This window comes from Aquimarina addita, from assembly GCF_039539305.1.
In the GTDB taxonomy this organism is placed as follows: Bacteria; Bacteroidota; Bacteroidia; order Flavobacteriales; family Flavobacteriaceae; genus Aquimarina; species Aquimarina addita.
The window spans coordinates 61521-83497 of the sequence record NZ_BAABCW010000005.1; the positions used below are offsets into that span (position 1 = coordinate 61521).

Below are 21977 nucleotides of genomic sequence, written 5' to 3' on the forward strand. Positions count from 1 at the left end.
ATTGCATCGATGAACCAATTTTATTATTTAATGAGATTTTTATAAAAACAAATTCCATAGAAAATTAGATTTTTGTTTACTAAAGAAGACTAAGACAGATCTTTTTCGTGTGATTTTTTCATCTGTAGTTGATATAGATAATTTTTAATGATACATTAAATTTGCATCGCTTTTTTGCAAATAATGTGCAGGAATAGTCGCAGATATATTCTGGCGTAAAGAATTTACCCTAACACTAATTTTGCGGCTGTTATCAATTCTATACACCTCACATTCAAGACCTGATAATTCTCCATGCTCAATTTTTAATGTATCTCCAATACTGGGAAGTTCTATATTAGTTTTAACCTCTGTAATATCCTTTGCTCCAACCAACAGTTTTATTTGATCAATCTCATTTTGAGAAACCCGACCGTATTCATTTCCAAAACGGATAAAAGAACAAGCAGAGTCTACTGATAATGCTTTATGGAAATCTAGTGTAGATGTTATATTTACAAAAATATAACTTGGAAAAAGAGGCGTAGTTACTTTCTTTTTTCTATCACTCCATTGCCTTATCTCATAGGTCATCGGAAGAAAAACTTCTAAACCTAATCTCTCTAATTCCTCTTGAACTTTTACTTCATGCTTATACTTAACATATATAACATGCCAACCAGTACCATTTTTCATAATTCTTTTGTTTTTTTGGCAACTGGATATGGCTTCGCCATTGCCAGTCACATGGGTTTTTTAATTTAAAAAAGTAATCTGTAATTTGAAGAGCTACCTATGATCTTAGGTATCCTTTCTAATGTGATATTATGAATATTATTTCTTAATTCGAAATCCCTTTTTTACCCCATCAAAACTCTGATCTAACTGAAATCTATAATGATACTTAAATCGTATTTATTATAATGAAATTACATCTAAGTTTAGTAAATATTCCATCTTTGGAAACTAAATAGGAATTAACAAATCAAGGAACTACTATTTTAATTATATACTCAAATTTAATCTACAATAAGGGGTATTTTGCTACACCTAAGGGTAGTTATATTGTTATGCACTGAATACTACACTATTGGGTAGGAAACTAGTTTTTAAATCTTGATCTAATTCTTCTGATTCGACTAAATGCTTATTCTCCTCATAGAAATTAATTAATCCGTTGTAAGACATACTTACCGGAATCGTTTCTGATCCAAGATAATCAATAGATGCTCCCACTATTTTTGCTTTAATGCCCATTAAAGTAAGAATGCGTAATAATTTTGCATCACATTCAGCAAAAGCAATATTATCCTTATGCTCACATATAGGTGCAATAGCACATACCATTAGTTTTTTTAATAATCGTAAATCGCTTACTTCCTTTTTTATCGCAAACCTTCCTATATGCCATATTTCGTTTATATCCTGACCATTCGTACATTCTAACGGATTAATTCCAAACATCTTTTGAATAGGTAGCGGGTTAATAAAATCCCATCTTAAAGCCCTTATGGTACCTATAATATCCCCTTTACTAGTTTTTTCCGCAAAAATTCTCGAGTTTGATAGATAGTTCATTTCTTCTCTATATATTGAAGATATATCATTATTATAGTTATTAGGAAAAACTTCATCTGTGTGATGTTTAAAATTCTCTATAACTACAAATTTTGAAATGTTAAAAAGTTCGTTTTGATTAATCTTTGATGAGTAATTTTGTGTGGATTCCATGATTTTTGTTTTACCTAAAATTATCCTAACAAAGAGTTAAATAAACTACACAAAAATGTAGTTACCAGATAATTACAAAAATACCACCCTAAAGTGTAGTTAAATAAAAGGATTTGATTAACAGTTTGTTTTAAAGAAATAAACAATTGTTAATAACCAGAGAGTTATATGACATAAAATTTTGCAAAATCAATTAGTTAATTGATTCATAAAACTGATACTTTACATGAAGCTTAGCGGAATTCTTTTCATAAAAATGTTATAAAAGAATGATTAAACATCTTTTAATTGAGAAATTACAGAATATATTCAAAAAGCTTAAAAGCAGCGACTTTATTAAACGTAAAAGAAAGTTTAACAACAACGTAACATTTTTAGGATCTATGACACTAATAATTAAGGATAATCAAAAAAGAGAATAAAAACGATATTAACGCTATTACATACTAAAGTATTAATATGTAACAGCGATAGTTAAGAAAAGTTAAATTATTTAACCTTTTATTTACAAATAAAAAAAATAGTACTTTTAAAAAATCTTAAACTCAAATTATGGCTAGCGAAAGCGATTTTTTTTCATCACGCAATACTGTCAACAGTCTCTCTGAAAACGAGAAAAATCAAACTATGAATTATTTAGAGGCAATTAAAGCTTTTGCCAGAACCACTTACAAAAGCATTTATGTTATTGATTATGAAAAAAAAGGGTTTGAATATGTTTCTGAAAACCCATTATTTTTATGTGGCCACACCGCCAAAGAAGTCCAACAATTAGGTTATGCGTTTTATTTTAAATATGTTGTTGAAGATGATTTAGATTTACTCTTAAAAATCAATACAATAGGTTTTGACTTTTATGAAAAAATTCCCGTAGAACAACGTATTTACCACACTATCTCTTATGATTTCCATTTAAAAAATCCAGATGGAAAGATCATTTTAATTAATCAAAAGCTAACTCCTGTTTATTTAACAAATACTGGGAAAATTTGGAAAGCAATTTGTATTATTTCACTTTCCTCAGAAAAAAAATCTGGTAATATTAAGATTTATAAAAAAGGTGATAATAAGATATTTGAGTATGATCTTGAAGGAAGTTTTTGGAAGACTTTAGATAAAATAACACTCACCAATCGTGAAAAAGAAGTTCTTCAATTTTCTATTAGAGGATACACAATTGGTGAAATATCAGAAGCAATTTTTGTTTCTTCTGATACTGTAAAATTTCACAGAAGAAAATTATTTGCAAAGTTAGGAGTCGCAAATATTTCTGAAGCTATTGCTTATGCAACGAATAATAATATTTTAATTTAGTATTTATAAATGATCATCAATGATTTTTGATAAATAGAATTCCGGGAATTTTTTAAACTTTTTTTCTGTAGCAATGTTATAGAGTAAGTGCGTACACATAGCTGCTACAGACCAAGATGCTATAGATAATTGAGGAGGAGGTAAATCTTCTTCCTCATTTTTATATTTTTCAATAATATCATCTATCCATTTTTGTGGGTTACCCCAAAATCTTAAATAGCTTGATGCATACTTCACCATCATTACTTCATTAAAAGTCTCATCAGGTTTTGATATTGAATTTAATGACAATCCATCTTTAGCTATAACAGTAACCAGACTACCCCATCCAATATTATAGGGATGCAGAATAGGAATATCTAGTTTTTGACAGGCTGTATCAAATATCAATGGTACCGGTGATGAAAAATCCAAGGCATTGATTGCTGCCTTATGACCAGAGATATATTCCCCAACATTTTCTACTGTCAAAAAAAAGTCCAGACTTTTAATCTTTGCATTTTTATTAATCGACAACAAACGTTTTGATAAGGCATCTACTTTATTGGTATCAATATCATCCTCTGTATAATTCTGGCGATTCAGATTAGATCGTTCTACCTGATCACCATCAATAATAGTTATATTTTCGAAACCAAAACGCAAAGCGCATTCTGCAATAATACTTCCTATCCCACTACCTGCCAGTAATATTGGAAAATCTTTAATTATTTCTTGCTCTTCTTTGTTAATATATATTCGGTTTCTAGTATATCTATCTTCCATCTTGTAATTTTAAGTCAAAAATAAGCTTATATAGATAATGTCTATTTACACGAAAGGGTAGTTTAACTAAAATTTCAAAAAAATTCTGAATCTTTAACTTATATATTTTTAACGTAAGAATAAAAATTTGAAGTAAAATTTGAAGTTACTCAAAAACAAAAAAGCCACTATATTTAAATATATAGTGGCTGGTTGTAATACAAATTTATAATTGAATCTTTATTCTTTTAAAATTGAGCGGCTCACTCCATTTACCCAAAGAATATACATTCCACGATCTAATGTACTTATATCTAAGACTCTTTCTGTACCATTAATGATTTCAGATATTTTAATTGTTTTGCCAGACATATCTGAAAACTTTAACACTGATTTTTCAGGTATATTTTCCAGCGTTACTATTCCACTTGATGGATTAGGATACGCCAAAATCGGAAACTCTCCAATTTTTAAATTTTCTTCTGCACTACGGGTCGCTGATGAAAATTCAAACCAATTTACATTGAATAAAAAACCATTTCCTCCAGTAAATACAAAATATATATCATTAACTCCAGTTGCATCGCTCAAATTAGTACTCACTGTCCCATAAAGCTGATTTCCTCCTGTATTCACCACAGATGCTGTACCTAGTAATGTGCCTGTGGCACTTCCTAAACGAACTTCAATGTCTCCTCCCGTATACACACAAGCAACTCGTGCATCTAAGCTATTCATTCCGGTTAAATCAATAGCATCAAACTTCAACCAATCATTATTATTTATCCAGCCTACATTATCAGTTCCTTCTGAACTCGCTTCTGTCTGAATCCCGAATTGATCATCAAAATCCTCTGCCTCAATCCTAGTTGGTGAACTTGTAACTCCTGCATATACTTCTACTTCTGCAAGAGATAAAGGGGAGTCGCTTAAATTGGATTGTATTCTAACTATTTTTCCTAATGCTCCTCCTGCATCAATTGTTAAGGAAGGATCTGGGATGGTTGTAACAGCTTGACGATAAGTCTCATTATTACTACTATCTGTTACAATAACTGTAAAATCAGATAAACGTTCTTCGCAACAATCTACTCTATTATAAATAATAATTTCGCCAATATTTTCCTGTGCGTCTAATTCAACCTGCCACCATGCATTATTTTCAGTATTAGTATGAGTTACTGAACCATCAAAATATGCTCCATTGGTATCTCCATCGATAGCTCGTGAAGCTATTCCTTGATAACCGGTAGAAGATTGACTAGCTGCTCCATTTAAAGCTAAATTATCATTAGTGGGGAGCGTTATAGTTTCGTCAAAGTTTCCGGCCCATTTAATTCCTTCTTCTACATGACGCATAAAATTGGAATCATCTGTATAATCACTATCATTATGTCCTAATGCTGTATAAAAAGAACGACCACCTTCATATTCTTTATACCAAGCAATAGGCCTGGACTCATCATAATCATTAGTTCCCGTCGCTTCTACAGTCAATAAATTAATATTACCACTATATAATTGACCTCCATTATTTCTCCAATAATAATATTCTTCTGATTTATTCCAAGTACTCCCCAGAAAATCAACAGTAGGATGTGAGGGATCATTAATAGTCATCGTAGCATTATAATTATTACTAGTATGATATGGACTTGTTTGTACAATAGCACCTACAAGGTCATTATAGAAAGGCCAATCACCGTTACGATAGGTATCTGTAGCTGCGTGAATACCTACATATCCACCTCCATTACGAATAAATTCTTCAAATGCTGCTTCTTGACTAATATTTAATAAATTTTCTCCTTTAGTATTACACCAAATAACCACATCATATTGTTCCAGATTGGCAGCAGTAAAAACTGCTGGATCAAGACTATCATCTGTGTCCCATAAGCCATTTTCAATTCCCTGTTGACGAATCATATTGATACCATCATCAATCGAGGAATGTCGAAATCCGATTGTTTTGTGAAATACTAATACTTTACCTTTATCTGTAGGAGGATTGGTTACCTCGTCTGTTATGACAAAATTAAACGTCTCCCAAGTTCCATCATCAGCACCACTGGGGTATAAGATAGCATTATCTACATTATAGGATGCTTGCACCCATTGCGATGTAAAAACACTTTTTAATGCCACTTTACCAGTGCCCTTTGCCACCCATTCGAATCTTTCCCAGGTTCCCGGATTCTCTCCAGTTGCTCTTACCGCTGCTGTGGTATTATTTCCTTGTACTTGTACATATTTTCCTGTAGAATTTGATTTTAATGCAACTCCTCCACTTGGATGTGCTTCTACAATAAATTCTTCACTTTCACTTGCTAAAGTACTATTAGCTAAAAGCTCAGTACCATTATTCGTTACATACTTTAAATCTCCACCAGATTTTTGAAGTGTGATTGTACTGCCAATAGGAGCATCAGTTATTGGTGTGCTTCCGTCCCAACCTAAAAGTGCTTTTTCTTCAGCAGGAAAATCCGTTACCGATTTAATTTTCATATCACGGTAATAGAGCTCTGCACCTTCTGATTGGATTTGGATTTGTCCATCTGTTAATATTGCACCACCATATACAGAGTTTTCTAGAGCATTAATCAAATTACCATTAACAAAATGCATGCTTTTATCTCCAACAGTGATTACCTCTAGTGTATTCCATTCTCCATTAGGATTCTCAAAATTTTCTGATGCAGATATTAATCCACCCGTATCTAATGGTGAACCGGGAGAAAACTTTTTGCCACTAGACTGAATATAACCTTGTGCACCTGCTAATCCAATATAATCTCCACAATCACCCTCCTGAACCTGAAACTCTAAACTGGATTTCCAAACATTCCAAAAGCTACCGTGTTCTCCCTGGCAATGGTATAAAATACCACTATCTCTTAATTTATCCAGCCTGGGTTCATACTTATCTTCTCCCCACTTGAACTGTACTGAGAGATGATAATTAGAATATTCTGCTAATGTTGTAAGACCTCCATATACTTCTCCTGTGATTTTTAATTGTAATTCACCTCCTTCATTAATTACAGAAAAAACATTCAAGGGATCATTACCAAGACCTAAAGGAGTTCCAGAAATTCCATCAGTACTGGTTGCTCCTGGCAGACCTGTTGTTACATGTGGAACTCCCATCCATATTTCCCATTGACTCAGATCCTCATCAATAAGATAATTCCATTCATCTTGTGCACTTGCCGTAAATGCAAATACTAGTGCAACTAACGTCACTAGCGTATTAATTCTTTTCCTTAACATGATTTTGCGTTTTAAGTTGGTCTATATACTTTACAAACGCTTATAATCTCTGATTATTATTAGAAATTTTAATTTAATCCCATGCACCTAACGCCTTTGAAGATTGTATCTTTTTACTATAATCACTATCAAGATTAAATATGAAAAATAAACTAATAAATTGTTTATAAAAACTGATAATAAAAAACACATAACAAGAACTTTAATACATCTTGATTTTGAATCTTATTCCAAAAAACAAATAGTATTTGGAAATAATTTATTTTCAAAATGAACTTTGTACAACTATCTAAATCAAAAAAATAATCACCCTATAGACTGACTGGAAAAACATAACAGTGTCTAATATCCTTTTCAGTAATAATTATAGATATTTTTTCGATTTTAAGAACTTTATCATTTTTGGATGTATTGTTTGTCTATCTAATTTTCGGATTGGTTTTGTTTTTGCTCCATTTTTAACTAAAAAAGTAACCATCGCAGTATCATTTTTTTCTACAGCGAAGCAAATCGGTGTTTTAGCTTGCCCAAAACCGAGAACTGACTTCATTTCAATAGTAGCGCCTTTTTCTAATAAAAGTGCCACCACTTCTTGATTTTGTGTTTCTACTGCTATGGCTACAACACTTTTACCGTTACCACTTACGTGATTAATAGCAGCTCCTTTATTGATCAAATAAGATATCATAGATAGGTGACCGGAACTACAGGCTGCCATCAATGGTGTTTTGTCAAAAAGTGACTCCTCATAAAAATTAAGTTCTGCTCCATATTGTAATAAACAGTCTACCAATGTCTGATTATTGCTGGAGGCAGCAATGGTTAGCGGAGAACCACCAATACCATTAAAATTAGGGGATACTCCTTGCTCTAATATTGATATTACAAGTGGTATATCTCTACTATAACAAGCCATAATAAGCTGCTGTTGCAGTTCTTTCTGCTCTTTTGGTGTCAAAACGCTCTCCTCAATAAATTTACGTTCTTCTATAGGTTCAGATGTACTTTTATGCTTTTCTACTTCTGAAATCGCCCAAAAGTCAACCGGATCTCGTTTTTCTCTTTCAGATTCTAGATAAGCAAGACTTTTCTTGTAGTATTTTTTTAAAGAATCATTTAAGTGATCTACGTATTTCCTGTCTGTCTCACCTTTCTTAAGAGATAGGGATGCCATGGCATATCCAATCATTGGCTCTGGCAGATATCCTTGGCTTTTCATTTGCCACCCAAAACCATTATGTAATCCGGTATTAAATTGAAAACGTGCGTTTCCTATGAAAATCCCAAAGCCAAAAACGATAGCGGTTAAATCTGTTAAGTATTCATCATTTTGATCGATTCGGTTTTCTCCCAGAAGCTTTTGGTGTGATAGCTCATGGCTAATGGTAGCAATCATAGCTTCGGGAGATTGTAATTGTGATCGTTCCAATCTAATAATCGTTAGATTATCCAATTGCTGATAAGTACCTGCCGCACCCTTAGAACGACCATGTATATCAGCATCAGTAGTTAATAACGTGCCATCATCCATATAGTTTGATGATTCTGAAAAAAAACTCAATTGAATTGGCACAGCCTCTATAAACATTAGAGTTTTGCATCGTTCTAAAACATACAATGCATCTTCTTCTGTTCCATCAAATTCGCGATCAAAAAAATCATGTGTAGGTTCTACCGTAGTCATGGATAATAATTGATTTTTATCCAGAATTTGGTTTAAAAAGCTAAGGGATTCTTCTACCCATTTCTGATCTTCCTTAGTGATCGGAAGTTTTGTGTTTTTTCTCCAAAACATATATTTTTATTTTACCAATGTGTCCCTGTCAAAAATGTCATTCTGATAAAAGTAATATTACTTTTATCAGTTAAGGTAATTTTTGTATTTATTTCGGTTATTTCTTCATCATCTATAAATACCAGAAAAAGTCCATCTGTAAAAGCTTCTAAAGCTTGTTCAATAGCTTTATTTTCTTCTGCCAGTTTTTTATTTTCGATATCTCCAAACGTCATTTTACCCTTTGTGGATTGCTCCTCAATTTCTCCCGGAGTTAAGAATGAAATCAATACTTCTCCTTCTCGCTTTTCATTATATTTTTGTACTTGACTTTGAACACAGGCGATAATCAATTCACTAAGGGTTTCAGGAATGGTAGCAACATTAACATCAACTGTCTTTATTCGTTTTTTACCTAACCGTTTAAGTTGTAAATTAAAGGTATTCATATATTTTTGTTAAGGTCATTAAGAATTGATTTGTGCCAATACGGTAGGGTCTTGTATTTTGTGATCTTCTGCCAGTAATTTCATTTTTGAGATGATCTCAGCTGATTTAGGGTCATCATCTACAAAAGGTAAAAACATACGACCTCTATGCTGACTATGCACTGGTATAATCGATAAATGAAGTCCCGCTTTACTAATATTTGCACTTCCTAAATGAATACTGTATTCCCCTAATGCACCTTTCACGAGAATATGCCTTTCTTTTACTTCGATATTATCTAACTTAAATAATCGTGCAGACTCTTTAGCAAGTGCGGCACGCATCTCCATCGTACTATGGCTAGCCTCAGGGTCTACTCCACCTAAATGAGCTACGCTCACGACCAAATCAACATCTCTCATCACCTCACTAAAAACTACAGATGGGATCTCTTCTAATGGTATTGGCTTGTAATCTTTTAATGAATGAAAACAAACATACTCTAAAGTAGGTGCCTCCACATCTGCCGGAGAAAACCAATCTGCCATGGCATACATTGTTGCCATAAAACCTAAGCTATGATACACTTTTTGTAACCCTTCATCCCTACTCACAGTCCAGCCTCTACTTCTCAATACAGCAATGGTTTTCTTGGGTTGGATTTGATGCCCCTGATATCGCTCTGATCGGAAACTATGTTCACGCTCATTTTCAGTAATTACATATAACTCACGGAATACCTGTTTAAATGGCTGTATGATACGATGTTCAAAAAGATACTTTTGATATACATCCCATTGCACCGCCTCATATAAATGCGAAGGATGCGCAATGACTACTGTTTCGTCTTTTGCCAATGTATGTAACGTACCTTCTGTATCACGGAGACCATCTATATCATAGAATCCAGCTATTTTATGTGTTTTATTATATAATATTAATGTACCCAGCATTGCTTTGACTACTGGATGACGCATGATATTCTGAATTTCTTCTAATCCAAATGGATCTTCACGAACCATTGCGTTTTCCAGTGATTGGCGGGTGCGAGCATATTGTTTGGATAGAAAGCTTTTACCTTCCTTCAGCATTTGTACGCCTTTATCTTTTTTATACTTAGCAGGAATAGTTTTCTGTATTTTATCTCCTTTAAGTACTTTTATTTCTGCCTTACCTTGCTCATTAACCATCAATTTTATAGTAACATCATTAAAAACTACCGTATCATTCTCCATAATTTTCTGGGTAGCTTCACCTTCCATAGCCCATCCAAAACGGATGCGATCCTGATACCCTGCATTTCTGGAGAGATTATCCAAAGCTATTTCTGAAGCTATTTTTTCACTTTCCTGACGTTGTGATCCAAATTGTTTACTCTCTTTTAAAAAAGTTTGTATCAAATTATATCGGCTCAAAAGATCTTTTTTCGGATTTCTTTTACTTAAAGGAACTAATCCTAGGGCGCGTAGATAATCTTTATCTCTTTTTTCATTAACTTTTTTAAGCGTTTCAGTAATCTTAACTTCACCCAGCATTACACTAGAATATAATTTTACTTGTCGATGTCCATTACCAAAGGAGATATACTTAGCAGCTTCGTGTAGTATTTTCCAGTTCGCCTTGCCTAATTTCGCATACACTTGATTGAACCAATCTATATCAATAGCGCCATTACTAAAATCATTTTTAGGAATATTAGAATATCTGGAAATCACCGTTTCTTTCTGAGCATTCATATACTCTGAAGCGTGTGCATGGAACCACCAAACCGCATTTTCTAATGATTCTATTTTAAGGTATTCTCCAATCCAACCTGCCCATTGGGTAGCATAACAGGCAACTTCCATTAATCGTTTTTTTGTAATCTTAGCTTCTTTAACCCCCTTAGCAAAATCCTCAAAAGTATCTGTTTCTGAAGGGGTACTCAAGCGAATAATAGTACTGAAATTAGATTTTTTACTATCACGAGAATAAGAATATCCTCTTTCCAGATTTTCCTTTCCTAAACGTTCTAGTACCTCAAATACATATGCTACTCCCTCTATCTGTACAAATGAACTCACATATTCTGAGACTTCTGTAGGTAAATCACCCCGCTCTAGTTCTACCTGAAGCATATTTTTCTTTAAAGACTTCATTAGCGTGGTAGGGATATTGTATTCTTTATAAATTTTTGTGTTATAATTGATTCCTCCATCTAATAAACGAAATAAGTCTGGCCTGTATAGTGCCTGAAAAAGGACATCCTCTTCTGTAAGTTTATTTTTTTTATACAATGATAGTACTAAATGTATACCAGGCGGATTTATCTGTCTGTCACTATTTTTAGTATTAACTACAGATTTTATAGTATCTATCTTTTCTGGAAAACCTAATCGCTGAGCAAATAAATAGATATTTAAATCATAATACCGCTTTAGCAGATCTACCTGATGATCTGCTAAACTGTCTATTTCAGGATTAGAAAGCCAGAATCCGGATTGTAACATTAGGTCAGACCAATACACGGTATCATTTCGATATTGGTTCGTATTCAGGTTTTTCGATTTTAAATCCTTAGGACATTTAGCTATCATATCTTCTAGTACATCTATCTTAAAATTAAGTATGGTTTGTTCATCACGATATGCTCGATGTATTGAGGAGAGAATGATTCTTATTTTTGCATTTATACTCTGATACCCTCCTTTTTTATCAATATTTAGTGCATCCATATTAGGAAAGTAAGACTTTATGAAAGTAGTAAGTTCTCCAAAACGTTCAAAAGGATCTCCATACGCATTTACAAAGAATAAGGCATAAAACAGTTCGAAATCATTAAGTCTTGATGCTTCATACCATCCTTTCCATACCTCTGCTAATGGTAAATCATTAAGGTGATCCATCACTGTAAAATTTTTATAATCTTTGGTAATATATCGTACCACATTACCAAATAAAACTGTTACCATTTCTCCCTGATAACCTTCATATTGATATTCATAGTCCCGATGTGTGTGCATCAGATCAATAAGTTTATTAATTTCTTTTACAGTCTTAGCTTCATCTACTAATCCTTTTAAACGAAAACCAGGAGCAGTTTTCAGAAAACTCAATACACTTTTCTTTTCTTCAAATCGTGATTTTGGCTCAATTAATGCACTTAATTTATCATAATCAATAACTCCAAAACCATTAGCAAAAGAAAACTCACTTTGATTTTGTTTGGAGAATTTAGCTAATAAAACTTCCTCATTTTTGGTAAAGCTTTTTCGTTGTTGATATTGATGTATCTGTTCTGTTACAAATTCTGGATATCGTTGTTCATCTTCTAATACCGTCAAAATTTCCAGACCTGCTAATCTTTGTTCTACTTTTTTAGATACTATTAGATTGACTGTACTGGTTTTTACTTTTTCTTCAGGTTGTTGTACTAATAATTCAATTGTGTATTTTCTTAAATCTTTTCCTTTTCTCGCAAGTAAATCTTCAAGAATTCCCAATTCTTCTGATACCAAATTCATATAACGAAATGCCTGTAGTCCTGTTGCCATTACTGAAGTATTGCGATCCCGGATAGCTTGGTGTATAAGTGCCCTTTTCCAACTCCCCTTTTCTAGCTCTAACTGCGGAATCTTATTTTGATTGCCTTGATAATATCGATTGGAAAGTGAGTAAGTATAATGTTTAGGAAATATTTTACGTATGAATGTTTCTCTTACATTAGATGGCAATTTGGATATATTTTCTGCAAGTATTACTAATTGTTCGTCGTTGGCATACCTAATGAGGTAATCATAAAAATAATAAGGTGTAATATTATAATTTTTCCATTCAAAAACGGCACCAGAAAAAGCTTTTCCATCTTTAGGCAAGGCATCTGCTGTTGCTTTTATTTTTTGAAAAAATTCATCTTTTAATTCAAATGCAGGAGCATTGATAAGACACCAATAATCTAATGCCACATCATTACCCCAGGCATTTTCCATAAAAGGAACTAAATTATGTTTTGTTCTTTTTGTTTCATAAATAAAGAATAAAGCTAATAACTTTTTCTCCTTAAGATCAGTTTTATATAATATTGTAAAAGCTTCATCATTAGCCCGACTTACATTCGTTAATGCCAATACACACAACGCTACATAAACCTCCAGGTTATCTTTACTTTTTAGTGCCGCGGATATAGCACTATTATCAGCAAGAAAAGTAATTGCTAGTTCTAATACCCTTTTGATTGTTGTTTTCTTTGGAGCATCCCATCCAAAACCAAACCAAGTATCTACTGCCCGGACAACACTACTAAAACGTGTGAGATTATGCTCTAATATCGTATGAATAAGATATTGTAAAGCTCCAATATTGGTTTCATCTAATGTTTCCAGTATAACTTGTCGTAATCCTTCTTGTCTCTGTGCTGCTAACAAAAGTTTTTCTACCAACTGCCAGTTTTCTTGTTTATCAGTGAGTAACAATGCTTTGATCATATCCTTAGAGACTGCACCCACCTCATCTTCTCCATTGATAATATCCTGTATGGTTAATAATAATTCTTGATGACCATCCTGTAATACCACGGCAAACATATAACCATTACTCATATTCTGATAATACCCACTTAGTCTAACCTGTTCTGGAAAACTACAGTCTGAAAACCCATATATACTAGTGTTATATAACATACGTAGCCGCTCTAAATTTAATAATAGGTGTGAGGTGCTCGCAGCGATCCGAAAAGGTCTTCTATTATACCCTCTTTGAAAAGGGAGTGTCTTAGTAAATTCCCAAATTTTAGAAACATATGGAGCTCGTAGTTTACCATACAGCATTTCTGCTAGCAGTACCCCTTCTTTAGTATTCCAAGGATTATGATGGACATCTTCACCAAAAACCGACTGGTATACCTTAACTAATGGCATGCGATACTTACTTTTAGGCAACGTATTGGTCAATAATTGACCTAGAACCAAATATGGATTCGAAAAAATTTTAAAATCTTGTTCTTTTAAATTTGCCTTTTTCTTCCCTTTTAAAATTTTATCTGCTTGCTCTTTTGAAATCATCTAAATACTGGGTTTTTAAATTTTATCGAGTTACTACTTTTTTTCGTTCATCTAAAATACTAAACAAACAAAGAACAGTCTTAACTGAATTCAGGGTTTATCTACCACCACAAACCACCTTTTTAATATAAATAAGATCTTTATATTTTAAAAAAGTATCTGAGTTAATAAAAAAAACTTATGAATTAAAGCGTTTATATTGACTATGGTAATTTTGAATAAACTTAATTCAGATGAAGAAAAGACTGGCAGTGCTAAATTTACTATCCGTATTATTGGTTATTGGCGTTAACTATTTTTCACAGGTATATCGGTTTAACGATACTACAATAGGAGAGGTAAGCGATCGATATACCAACCTTTTTACTCCTGCTGGATATGCATTTGCAATTTGGGGTCTCATTTTTTTAAGTTTAAGTGGGTATGTTATATTTCAGATTAATCGTGTATTTTTTAGTAAGAAAAAATCAGACTTTATAGAACAAACGGGGTATTGGTTTATGCTAGCTAACCTATTAAATACCTGCTGGGTACTGGCATTCATTTACGAATATACAGGTACTTCTGTTTTAATTATGTTAGGACTTCTTTTTTCTTTGATTCAAATTATTATTAGAACGAATATGGAACGGTGGGATGCTCCTATAAGCATCATTGCTCTTGTATGGTGGCCAATCTGCCTATATTCAGGCTGGATTGCGGTAGCTACTATTACTAATATCTCTGCTTATCTCGTTAAAATTAATTGGAAAGGGTTTGGAATTACGGAGGAACTATGGACATTAATAATGATTATGATTGCAGTTATGCTTAATGTATTTATGATCATACACCGCAATATGAGAGAATTTGCACTTGTTGGGATATGGGCTTTAGTTGCGATATATGTGCGACATCAAAACGCATATCAAATTATCGCACTTACAGCTTTAGCAGGCGCAATCATTTTATTCATTTCTGTAGGAATACATGGATATATATATAGACGCACCAATCCTGGAGTTAAGCTAAAAGAAAGAATAGATTCTTAGCTAAAACATATAAGCAATATCTCCACTCCAGCTAGGATAGGTAAAAATAATATCCTTTATTTCTTGTACTGTCATTTTTTTATATATCGCCATTGCAAATAAATTTATAACTTCTCCTGCTTCCGGTCCCACAAGATGTGCACCCAAAATAATATTGGTACTTTTATCTACAATGGTTTTATAAGCGTAAATCGGTTCGTTTACTCTTTTTGCATTATAGGAGGACGAAGCATCTTTGTTTACAACATGGACATGCTTATATGTTGCCTTCGCCTCTTTTTCTGATAGACCCACTGCAGCTATATTAGGCAATGTAAAGGCAACTGTAGGAGAAATAGGAAAATTAGCCTTTTTTTTATTTCCGTGATGAAGATTATATGCTGCAATCTTACCTTCTTTAGAAGAAAATGGAGTAAGTGGCACTGTATTATTTGCAATATCCCCACAAGCATATACCATTTTATTTTTAGGGTTTTGCAAATATTCATTGACCTCTATTCCTTCTTTATTATGAGACACATTTCCTTTATCAAGCTCTAAACTCCCTGTGGATGGAACTCTACCAGTTGTATTAAAAACCAAGGTTGCTTTTACAGATTCTTTTTTATTAGCGACCTTATAGTGAACACGCTTATTTTTACGTAATTCTTCAATTTTAAGAACCTCTGCATTGAATATAAATTTAATACCCATGGATTCTGATGCATTTACAATATAAGCAACCATATCTTTATCAAAAATAGAAAGTGGTCTTTCTCCAGAATCAATCACTGTGACATCAACTCCTAGACTCGCCGCCATATGAGCAAACTCCATACCTATATATCCCGCGCCAATGAAAATTATCTGATCAGGTAATTCATTAAGTTCAAGAAAATCATCACTTAGCAAAGCCAATGAGCCTCCTTTGATGGTAAGAGGCTTAGGTATCAATCCTGCTGCAATTATTATTTTTTTTACTTTTACACTCTTACCTTCTACGGATAACGTATTAGTATCTATAAATTTAGGAGATTGATGATACATTTTTATATTTAGTTTCTTCAATTTTTCCTCTGTTTTAATAGGTACAGCTTCTGTAAATTCTGATTTAAATTTCATGATATCCTTCCAACTACTTTTAGGAAGTTTTGAAATTCCTTTCCCTTTTAAATACTGAGAAGCATTGATAAGTCTTGTAGTACTTAGAATTACTTTTTTAGGGTCACAGCCTCGGTTAGCACACGTACCTCCAAACTCTCTATTATCTGCAATAGCAACACTGTAACCTTCTTTAACACAAGCTTCTGCAGCGACTTGCCCAGCAACTCCGCTCCCAATTACAAAAACATCAAATTCTTCTATAGCCATACTGATACAATAATATTATTACTTGAAATTCATTTTTAATGATGCTAAACATATGATAAAGACCCTCAATGAGACTGTACTAATTAGTTCGCTAAAATATAGGTAATTTACAATATGATAGTTATTATAATAATAGATTTATGATATCTTTTACTTTTTTGAACTCCGTAAAACACTAACACTTATACATCCTTCTATTTTTGCTAACACCTGTTTTAATAAATCCTTTAAATCCAACATTTACTAATGGCGATAAATTATACATTAATCTTACTATAAGCCCACCATAGTAAACCGCTTTTTATTAATAAAAACATCTTACCATACATATGATTATTAAAGCAATTTAAGATGTAGCACATCTTATGTTAATACAAATGTTAATTTAGGATCAGATATTGCCAAAAAATTATCAACGGGAAAATTGATGCTACTAATATTGTTTTTTCAAGATGTTTTACAACAATTATTTTATAATTGTACATAAATATAATTATATATTTACAGAAAAGTACATTGTATGTCTTCTCAATCCCGTCTGGATAGCGCCTATAAAAATGCCAAGATTATTGATTTTGATGACAGTTCTAAGTTTATACTATTCAGTGATTGTCATCGTGGCGATAATAGTTTTGCTGATGATTTTGCTAATAATCGTAATATGTACTTTCACGCCTTACAATATTATTATAAGAATGGCTTTACGTACTGTGAAATTGGAGATGGGGATGAATTATGGGAAAATCTACATTTTGAAACACTTCTAAGAGCTCATAAAAATGTTTATGAACTGATGCAGAAATTTTATTTTGCAGACAGACTTCAGATGATCTGGGGAAATCACGATATGGTGTATCGTGATCCTAAATATGTTAAAAAACATTTGTATTCTTATTTTGATCATAAAACAAATAAAGAACTTCCATTATTTCCTGGCATACAATATAGCGAAGCTATTATACTAAGACATACTGAGACAAAACAGAATATTTTTCTGATACATGGGCATCAGGCAGATTTTATGAATTATGTAGGCTGGAGGATCAATCGATTTTTAGTCCGGGTACTATGGAGACCCTTGCAGGTTGTGGGTATTTCAGATCCTACAAGCCCTGCTAAAAACTATAGAGAAACAAGAAAAGTAGAGCGTAGAATTAAAAAATGGATTATTAACAATAATAATCCGGTAACCATTATTGGACATACTCACAGACCTCGCTTCCCAGAAGTGAATGAACCCTCTTTATTTAATGATGGTAGTTGCGTACACCCCAGAACAATTACTGGAATTGAAATTGAATACGGAAGCATCACCCTAATCAAATGGCAAATCGCTACTACAGAAGATGGTACTTTAAAAATTATCAGAGTACCTCTCGAAGGACCTCAAAAATTAACCGATTTTATTACAAAATAAGAAATTCCACTCTTGAACAATATACAAGACATATTGGATAACATACCTATCAGGCATAATTTTGTTTCTTACTTTATTAGCTTAGGTATTTTTATTGGGTTTTTGTTAAGTGTAGTGATTCTATGGAAAACTCCTAAAAAAAATAATGCGTTTAGAATTTATGGTTGGTTATTAGTGATACAATCAATTATTGCTACTGATGTTTTCTTATGTTATACCGGTCTTATTAAATATGTACTTCACTTTAATGATAGTACAGAACCATTAGTATTACTTCTGGCTCCGTTAATATACTTATTTGTGTATACATTGCTTAAACGAAGACCAATAACATTTAAAAAACATTGGATTCACTTCACACCCTCCTTTTTATATTTTTTATCACAAATACAATATTATACTAAACCAGTATCTGTTAAAATAAATGCATATTTAGGAGCCTTTTATCCTAATGCTCAAAAAGCTTCAGTTATAGAAAATGCTGATTACAGCTATCTTTTTATTAAAGATAGTTTCAGATGGTTAATTATTATTAGTTTTACTATTTATAGTATTATGTCCATTATATTAATACTCAAAAATCTCTATGCCAGTAATAAGAAAAATGCGGGAAATGTAAGCCTGAGTACCTATTATTTTTCAAGAAATACGATTATAGGGTTTCTGATTACATTTGCCCTTCTTTTTGTTATCTACCTAAATTTTGAAAATGATGGTGGTGATCATTACATATTTATATTCAATACTATAATTGTTTGTATCCTTAGCTTTGTATTACTATCAGAATCACGGTTTTTTTTAACCTCGTGGGTGGCTGACAAATATGAAACATCCAAAAGCAAAAATAATGTAGTTTCCATAGAGGAAATAGAAGCATATATAAAAACTAACGAGTACTATTTAATAAATTCTGTATCTTTAAAAAGTTTAGCAAAAGAGCTAAATACGCATCCCAACTATATTTCTAAAACAATTAATTCTAGCAGACATCAAAACTTTAACGATTTCATAAATCAATATAGGATTGAAGTATCTAAAAAAAGATTGTTGGACAAAGCATATAAACATCTTACTATAGAAGCAATAGGTAATTCTGTTGGTTTTAAATCAAAGGCAACGTTTTATAATGCTTTTAAAAAGCATGTAGCTATTTCTCCAAGTGCATTTATAAAACAACAAAAGCAACACAGTTAGCTTTTTTTTTAAAACGTCCAGAATTATAATTATTGACATACTACCACATTTTCGACCACTGATCTCACAAAAAAATATTCCAATTTTGGCGAAAATAAATTTCTATTAGTATGCAGCAAAAAATTCGTCGTTACGATCTTGATTGGTTACGTGTTATTGTATTTGGATTACTCATTTTTTATCATGTTGGAATGTTTTTTGTTCCCTGGGGATGGCACATCAAAAATAATGATACGTATAATTGGATGAAGTGGCCCATGCTTTTTGTAAACCAATGGCGCTTACCAATTTTATTTGTCATATCTGGTATGGGAACCTACTATGCATTGTCTCATAGAAATCTCTGGCAATTCAATTGGGAACGAATAAAGCGATTACTAATCCCATTACTATTTGGGATGATAATTATTGTCCCTCCTCAAGTTTATTTTGAGAGGTTAGCACATAACGAATTCATTGGATCTTACTTTTCTTATATAAAAACCACAGCTTATACAGGAATATATCCTGAAGGTAACTTTGGTTGGCATCATCTCTGGTTTCTCCCTTATTTACTTATCTTTTCTTTATTAGCATCACCGTTATTAGTATGGATTAAAGAAAAAACTGTAAAAGCAGACAACTATCTGAAAAAACTACTACTAAAACCATATGGGTTGTATCTATTTATTATTCCATTGTATCTTTTAGAATCTTTAGTAGAACCGTTTTTCCCTATCACCCATGCTTTGATTGATGATTGGTTTAATTTCATAAATTGTTTCGTATTATTTCTCTTTGGTTTTATACTAATCGCTAATGAAAAGGAATTATGGAAATGTCTAAATCTTATAAAAGGTAAAGCCTTAATAATTGGATGCAGTACTTTTTGTATTCAACTTTTTATATGGATAATGGATAAAGACAGTATTCTTATCCATTTTTCTGAAGCATTTATTAAAGTTAGTAATCTATGGAGTTGGATTTTAGTAATTTTAGGATATGGAGCAAAATTTTTAAATACAAAGAGTAACACTCTTACGTATTGTAATAGAGCTGTGTATCCATTTTATATTTTACATCAAACGATAATGATTGCTATAGGCTATTATATTATGAATTTTGATTGGGGGTGGTTACCTAAATTTGTAATAATGGTAATAGGTACTTTTGGAGGGTCTTTAATAATTTATCATTTTGTTATTTTAAAAATTCCTTTCTTACAGCCATTTTTCGGATTAAAAAAACCGTACTTTCAAGAAAAATCATCTTCTTAAAGTACGGTTAAATTCTACAATATAATAAATCAGATTACTCTATATTTAATACCTCTTCAATCTGAGGTGCGTATTTTTTAATCGTCATTTCTACTCCGGATTTTAATGTCATTTGATTTACACTACAGCCAACACAAGCACCCTCTAATTGTACCTTTACGAGTTTATCATTCTCTATAGAAATCAAGGAAATATCCCCTCCATCACTTTGTAAAAAAGGTCTGATCTCTTCTAAGGCTTTTTCCACATTTACTCTCAATTCTTTAGAAGTCATTTTCTATTTTTTTACGGCAGAACATCCTGCCATGGTTGTTATTTTAATTGCCTCTGTAGGTGGTAGATTTTCATTTCTTGCTACTACCTCCTGTACTACATTTCTGGTTAGTTCTTCAAATGCTTTTTCAGTAGCAGTTGCTGTTTGCAATGCTGCTGGTCGTCCCACATCTCCAGCTTCCCTTATACTTTGGACTAGCGGTATTTCTCCTAAGAACGGAACTTTAATATCTTCTGCCAAATGTTTAGCTCCTTCTTTACCAAATATATAATATTTATTATTAGGAAGTTCATCCGGAGTAAAATATGCCATGTTTTCTATAATACCTAATACAGGTACACTAATACTATCCTGCTGAAACATAGCAACCCCTTTTTTAGCATCTGCTAATGCTACATTCTGAGGGGTACTTACTACAACTGCTCCAGTAATCGGCAAAGATTGCATAATTGACAAATGAATATCTCCTGTTCCTGGTGGTAAATCTATCAACATAAAATCTAATTCTCCCCATGCTGCATCAAAAATCATTTGATTCAATGCTTTTGCAGCCATCGGACCTCTCCATACTACAGCTTGGTCAGGCTGCGTAAAAAATCCTATCGACAGTACTTTAACCCCGTGACTCTCTATTGGCTTCATTTTAGACGTATTCCCTACTTTAACAGACAACGGTCTTTCTCTCTCTACATCGAACATAATAGGAACTGATGGTCCATAGATATCAGCATCTAATATCCCTACTTCAAAACCCATTTTTGCTAACGTAACAGCAAGATTAGCAGTTACAGTAGATTTACCAACACCTCCTTTACCAGAAGCAACAGCAATGATATTCTTAATACCAGGAATTGGTTTTCCTTTAATTACATTTTTTGGGGCTTGTTCAGCAACAGCAGGTTTTTCTACCTTTACATTTACTGTCACCTTTGCTTTTTCGTATACCTTTTCGTGAATTGCTTTCATCACATCAACCTCTGCACGCTTACGTATATGTAGTGCAGGTGTGGTTAATTCTAAATCCACAATTACTTCATCTCCAAAAGTTACTATATTTTTTACAGCACCGCTCTCTACCATATTCTTTCCTTCACCAGCTACCGTAATGGTTTCTAATGCTTTTATAATCTCTGATTTCTCTAACTTCATGTGTATTATTTCTATTCCTACTA

The 21977-nt window shown here is 32.6% G+C and carries 15 protein-coding genes; 5 read left to right on the forward strand and 10 right to left on the reverse strand.

The window, feature by feature from the left end:
- Window positions 1-144: 144 nt before the first annotated feature.
- Window positions 145-675 (reverse strand): UpxY family transcription antiterminator, encoded by a 531-nt coding sequence (locus ABD816_RS07965; RefSeq protein ID WP_344926240.1) that lies wholly within the window; start codon window positions 673-675, stop codon window positions 145-147.
- A 372-nt stretch (window positions 676-1047) separates the two neighbouring features.
- Window positions 1048-1710: a hypothetical protein gene (locus tag ABD816_RS07970; protein WP_344926242.1), complete on the reverse strand. Its 663-nt coding sequence runs from the start codon at window positions 1708-1710 to the stop codon at window positions 1048-1050.
- 552 nt (window positions 1711-2262) lie between these two features.
- On the opposite strand from ABD816_RS07970, the gene ABD816_RS07975 reads away from it, so the two are divergent.
- A complete protein-coding gene (locus tag ABD816_RS07975) occupies window positions 2263-3024 on the forward strand; it encodes a response regulator transcription factor (RefSeq protein WP_344926244.1) in 762 nt (253 codons plus the stop codon).
- Window positions 3025-3027: 3 nt separating this feature from the next.
- On the opposite strand, the gene ABD816_RS07980 is transcribed toward ABD816_RS07975, so the two are convergent.
- The 5 genes from ABD816_RS07980 to ABD816_RS08000 form a co-directional block, all read right to left on the reverse strand.
- Window positions 3028-3789 carry a ThiF family adenylyltransferase gene (locus ABD816_RS07980; protein WP_344926246.1) on the reverse strand — a complete coding sequence of 254 codons (762 nt, stop codon included), beginning with the start codon at window positions 3787-3789 and terminating at the stop codon, window positions 3028-3030.
- Between the two features lie 219 nt (window positions 3790-4008).
- A complete protein-coding gene (locus tag ABD816_RS07985) occupies window positions 4009-7041 on the reverse strand; it encodes a ThuA domain-containing protein (RefSeq protein ID WP_344926247.1) in 3033 nt (1010 codons plus the stop codon).
- 364 nt (window positions 7042-7405) lie between these two features.
- Window positions 7406-8836 (reverse strand): ankyrin repeat domain-containing protein, encoded by a 1431-nt coding sequence (locus ABD816_RS07990; RefSeq protein ID WP_344926249.1) that lies wholly within the window; start codon window positions 8834-8836, stop codon window positions 7406-7408.
- An 11-nt stretch (window positions 8837-8847) separates the two neighbouring features.
- Window positions 8848-9264, reverse strand: a complete 417-nt coding sequence (locus tag ABD816_RS07995; RefSeq protein ID WP_344926251.1) for a hypothetical protein — start codon at window positions 9262-9264, stop codon at window positions 8848-8850.
- 18 nt (window positions 9265-9282) lie between these two features.
- Window positions 9283-14283 (reverse strand): DUF4132 domain-containing protein, encoded by a 5001-nt coding sequence (locus tag ABD816_RS08000; RefSeq protein WP_344926253.1) that lies wholly within the window; start codon window positions 14281-14283, stop codon window positions 9283-9285.
- A gap of 233 nt (window positions 14284-14516) precedes the next feature.
- On the opposite strand from ABD816_RS08000, the gene ABD816_RS08005 reads away from it, so the two are divergent.
- On the forward strand, window positions 14517-15314 hold the full coding sequence (locus tag ABD816_RS08005; protein ID WP_344926255.1) for a tryptophan-rich sensory protein: 798 nt from the start codon (window positions 14517-14519) through the stop codon (window positions 15312-15314).
- Here ABD816_RS08005 and ABD816_RS08010 read toward each other — a convergent pair whose 3' ends face one another.
- Complete coding sequence (locus ABD816_RS08010) at window positions 15315-16664, reverse strand: dihydrolipoyl dehydrogenase family protein (RefSeq protein WP_344926257.1); 1350 nt, start codon at window positions 16662-16664, stop codon at window positions 15315-15317.
- 520 nt (window positions 16665-17184) lie between these two features.
- On the opposite strand from ABD816_RS08010, the gene ABD816_RS08015 reads away from it, so the two are divergent.
- The 3 genes from ABD816_RS08015 to ABD816_RS08025 all read left to right on the forward strand — a co-directional run bounded on the left by ABD816_RS08015 (window position 17185) and on the right by ABD816_RS08025 (window position 20531).
- Window positions 17185-18081 (forward strand): metallophosphoesterase, encoded by an 897-nt coding sequence (locus ABD816_RS08015; protein WP_344926258.1) that lies wholly within the window; start codon window positions 17185-17187, stop codon window positions 18079-18081.
- 12 nt (window positions 18082-18093) lie between these two features.
- Window positions 18094-19275 carry a helix-turn-helix domain-containing protein gene (locus ABD816_RS08020; RefSeq protein WP_344926260.1) on the forward strand — a complete coding sequence of 394 codons (1182 nt, stop codon included), beginning with the start codon at window positions 18094-18096 and terminating at the stop codon, window positions 19273-19275.
- 110 nt (window positions 19276-19385) lie between these two features.
- Window positions 19386-20531: an acyltransferase family protein gene (locus ABD816_RS08025; RefSeq protein WP_344926262.1), complete on the forward strand. Its 1146-nt coding sequence runs from the start codon at window positions 19386-19388 to the stop codon at window positions 20529-20531.
- Window positions 20532-20565: 34 nt separating this feature from the next.
- Here ABD816_RS08025 and ABD816_RS08030 read toward each other — a convergent pair whose 3' ends face one another.
- Entirely contained in the window at window positions 20566-20805 is a 240-nt protein-coding gene (locus ABD816_RS08030) for a NifU family protein (protein WP_344926264.1), read from the reverse strand.
- 3 nt (window positions 20806-20808) lie between these two features.
- On the reverse strand, window positions 20809-21954 hold the full coding sequence (locus ABD816_RS08035) for an Mrp/NBP35 family ATP-binding protein (protein WP_344926266.1): 1146 nt from the start codon (window positions 21952-21954) through the stop codon (window positions 20809-20811).
- Between the last annotated feature and the right edge of the window lie 23 nt (window positions 21955-21977).

Coding starts and splice junctions, on each gene's coding strand:
- ABD816_RS07965 (WP_344926240.1), bottom strand. CDS start 675: ATGAAAAATGGTACTGGTTGGCATGTTATATATGTTAAGTATAAGCAT.
- ABD816_RS07970 (WP_344926242.1), bottom strand. CDS start 1,710: ATGGAATCCACACAAAATTACTCATCAAAGATTAATCAAAACGAACTT.
- ABD816_RS07975 (WP_344926244.1), top strand. CDS start 2,263: ATGGCTAGCGAAAGCGATTTTTTTTCATCACGCAATACTGTCAACAGT.
- ABD816_RS07980 (WP_344926246.1), bottom strand. CDS start 3,789: ATGGAAGATAGATATACTAGAAACCGAATATATATTAACAAAGAAGAG.
- ABD816_RS07985 (WP_344926247.1), bottom strand. CDS start 7,041: ATGTTAAGGAAAAGAATTAATACGCTAGTGACGTTAGTTGCACTAGTA.
- ABD816_RS07990 (WP_344926249.1), bottom strand. CDS start 8,836: ATGTTTTGGAGAAAAAACACAAAACTTCCGATCACTAAGGAAGATCAG.
- ABD816_RS07995 (WP_344926251.1), bottom strand. CDS start 9,264: ATGAATACCTTTAATTTACAACTTAAACGGTTAGGTAAAAAACGAATA.
- ABD816_RS08000 (WP_344926253.1), bottom strand. CDS start 14,283: ATGATTTCAAAAGAGCAAGCAGATAAAATTTTAAAAGGGAAGAAAAAG.
- ABD816_RS08005 (WP_344926255.1), top strand. CDS start 14,517: ATGAAGAAAAGACTGGCAGTGCTAAATTTACTATCCGTATTATTGGTT.
- ABD816_RS08010 (WP_344926257.1), bottom strand. CDS start 16,664: ATGGCTATAGAAGAATTTGATGTTTTTGTAATTGGGAGCGGAGTTGCT.
- ABD816_RS08015 (WP_344926258.1), top strand. CDS start 17,185: ATGTCTTCTCAATCCCGTCTGGATAGCGCCTATAAAAATGCCAAGATT.
- ABD816_RS08025 (WP_344926262.1), top strand. CDS start 19,386: ATGCAGCAAAAAATTCGTCGTTACGATCTTGATTGGTTACGTGTTATT.
- ABD816_RS08030 (WP_344926264.1), bottom strand. CDS start 20,805: ATGACTTCTAAAGAATTGAGAGTAAATGTGGAAAAAGCCTTAGAAGAG.
- ABD816_RS08035 (WP_344926266.1), bottom strand. CDS start 21,954: ATGAAGTTAGAGAAATCAGAGATTATAAAAGCATTAGAAACCATTACG.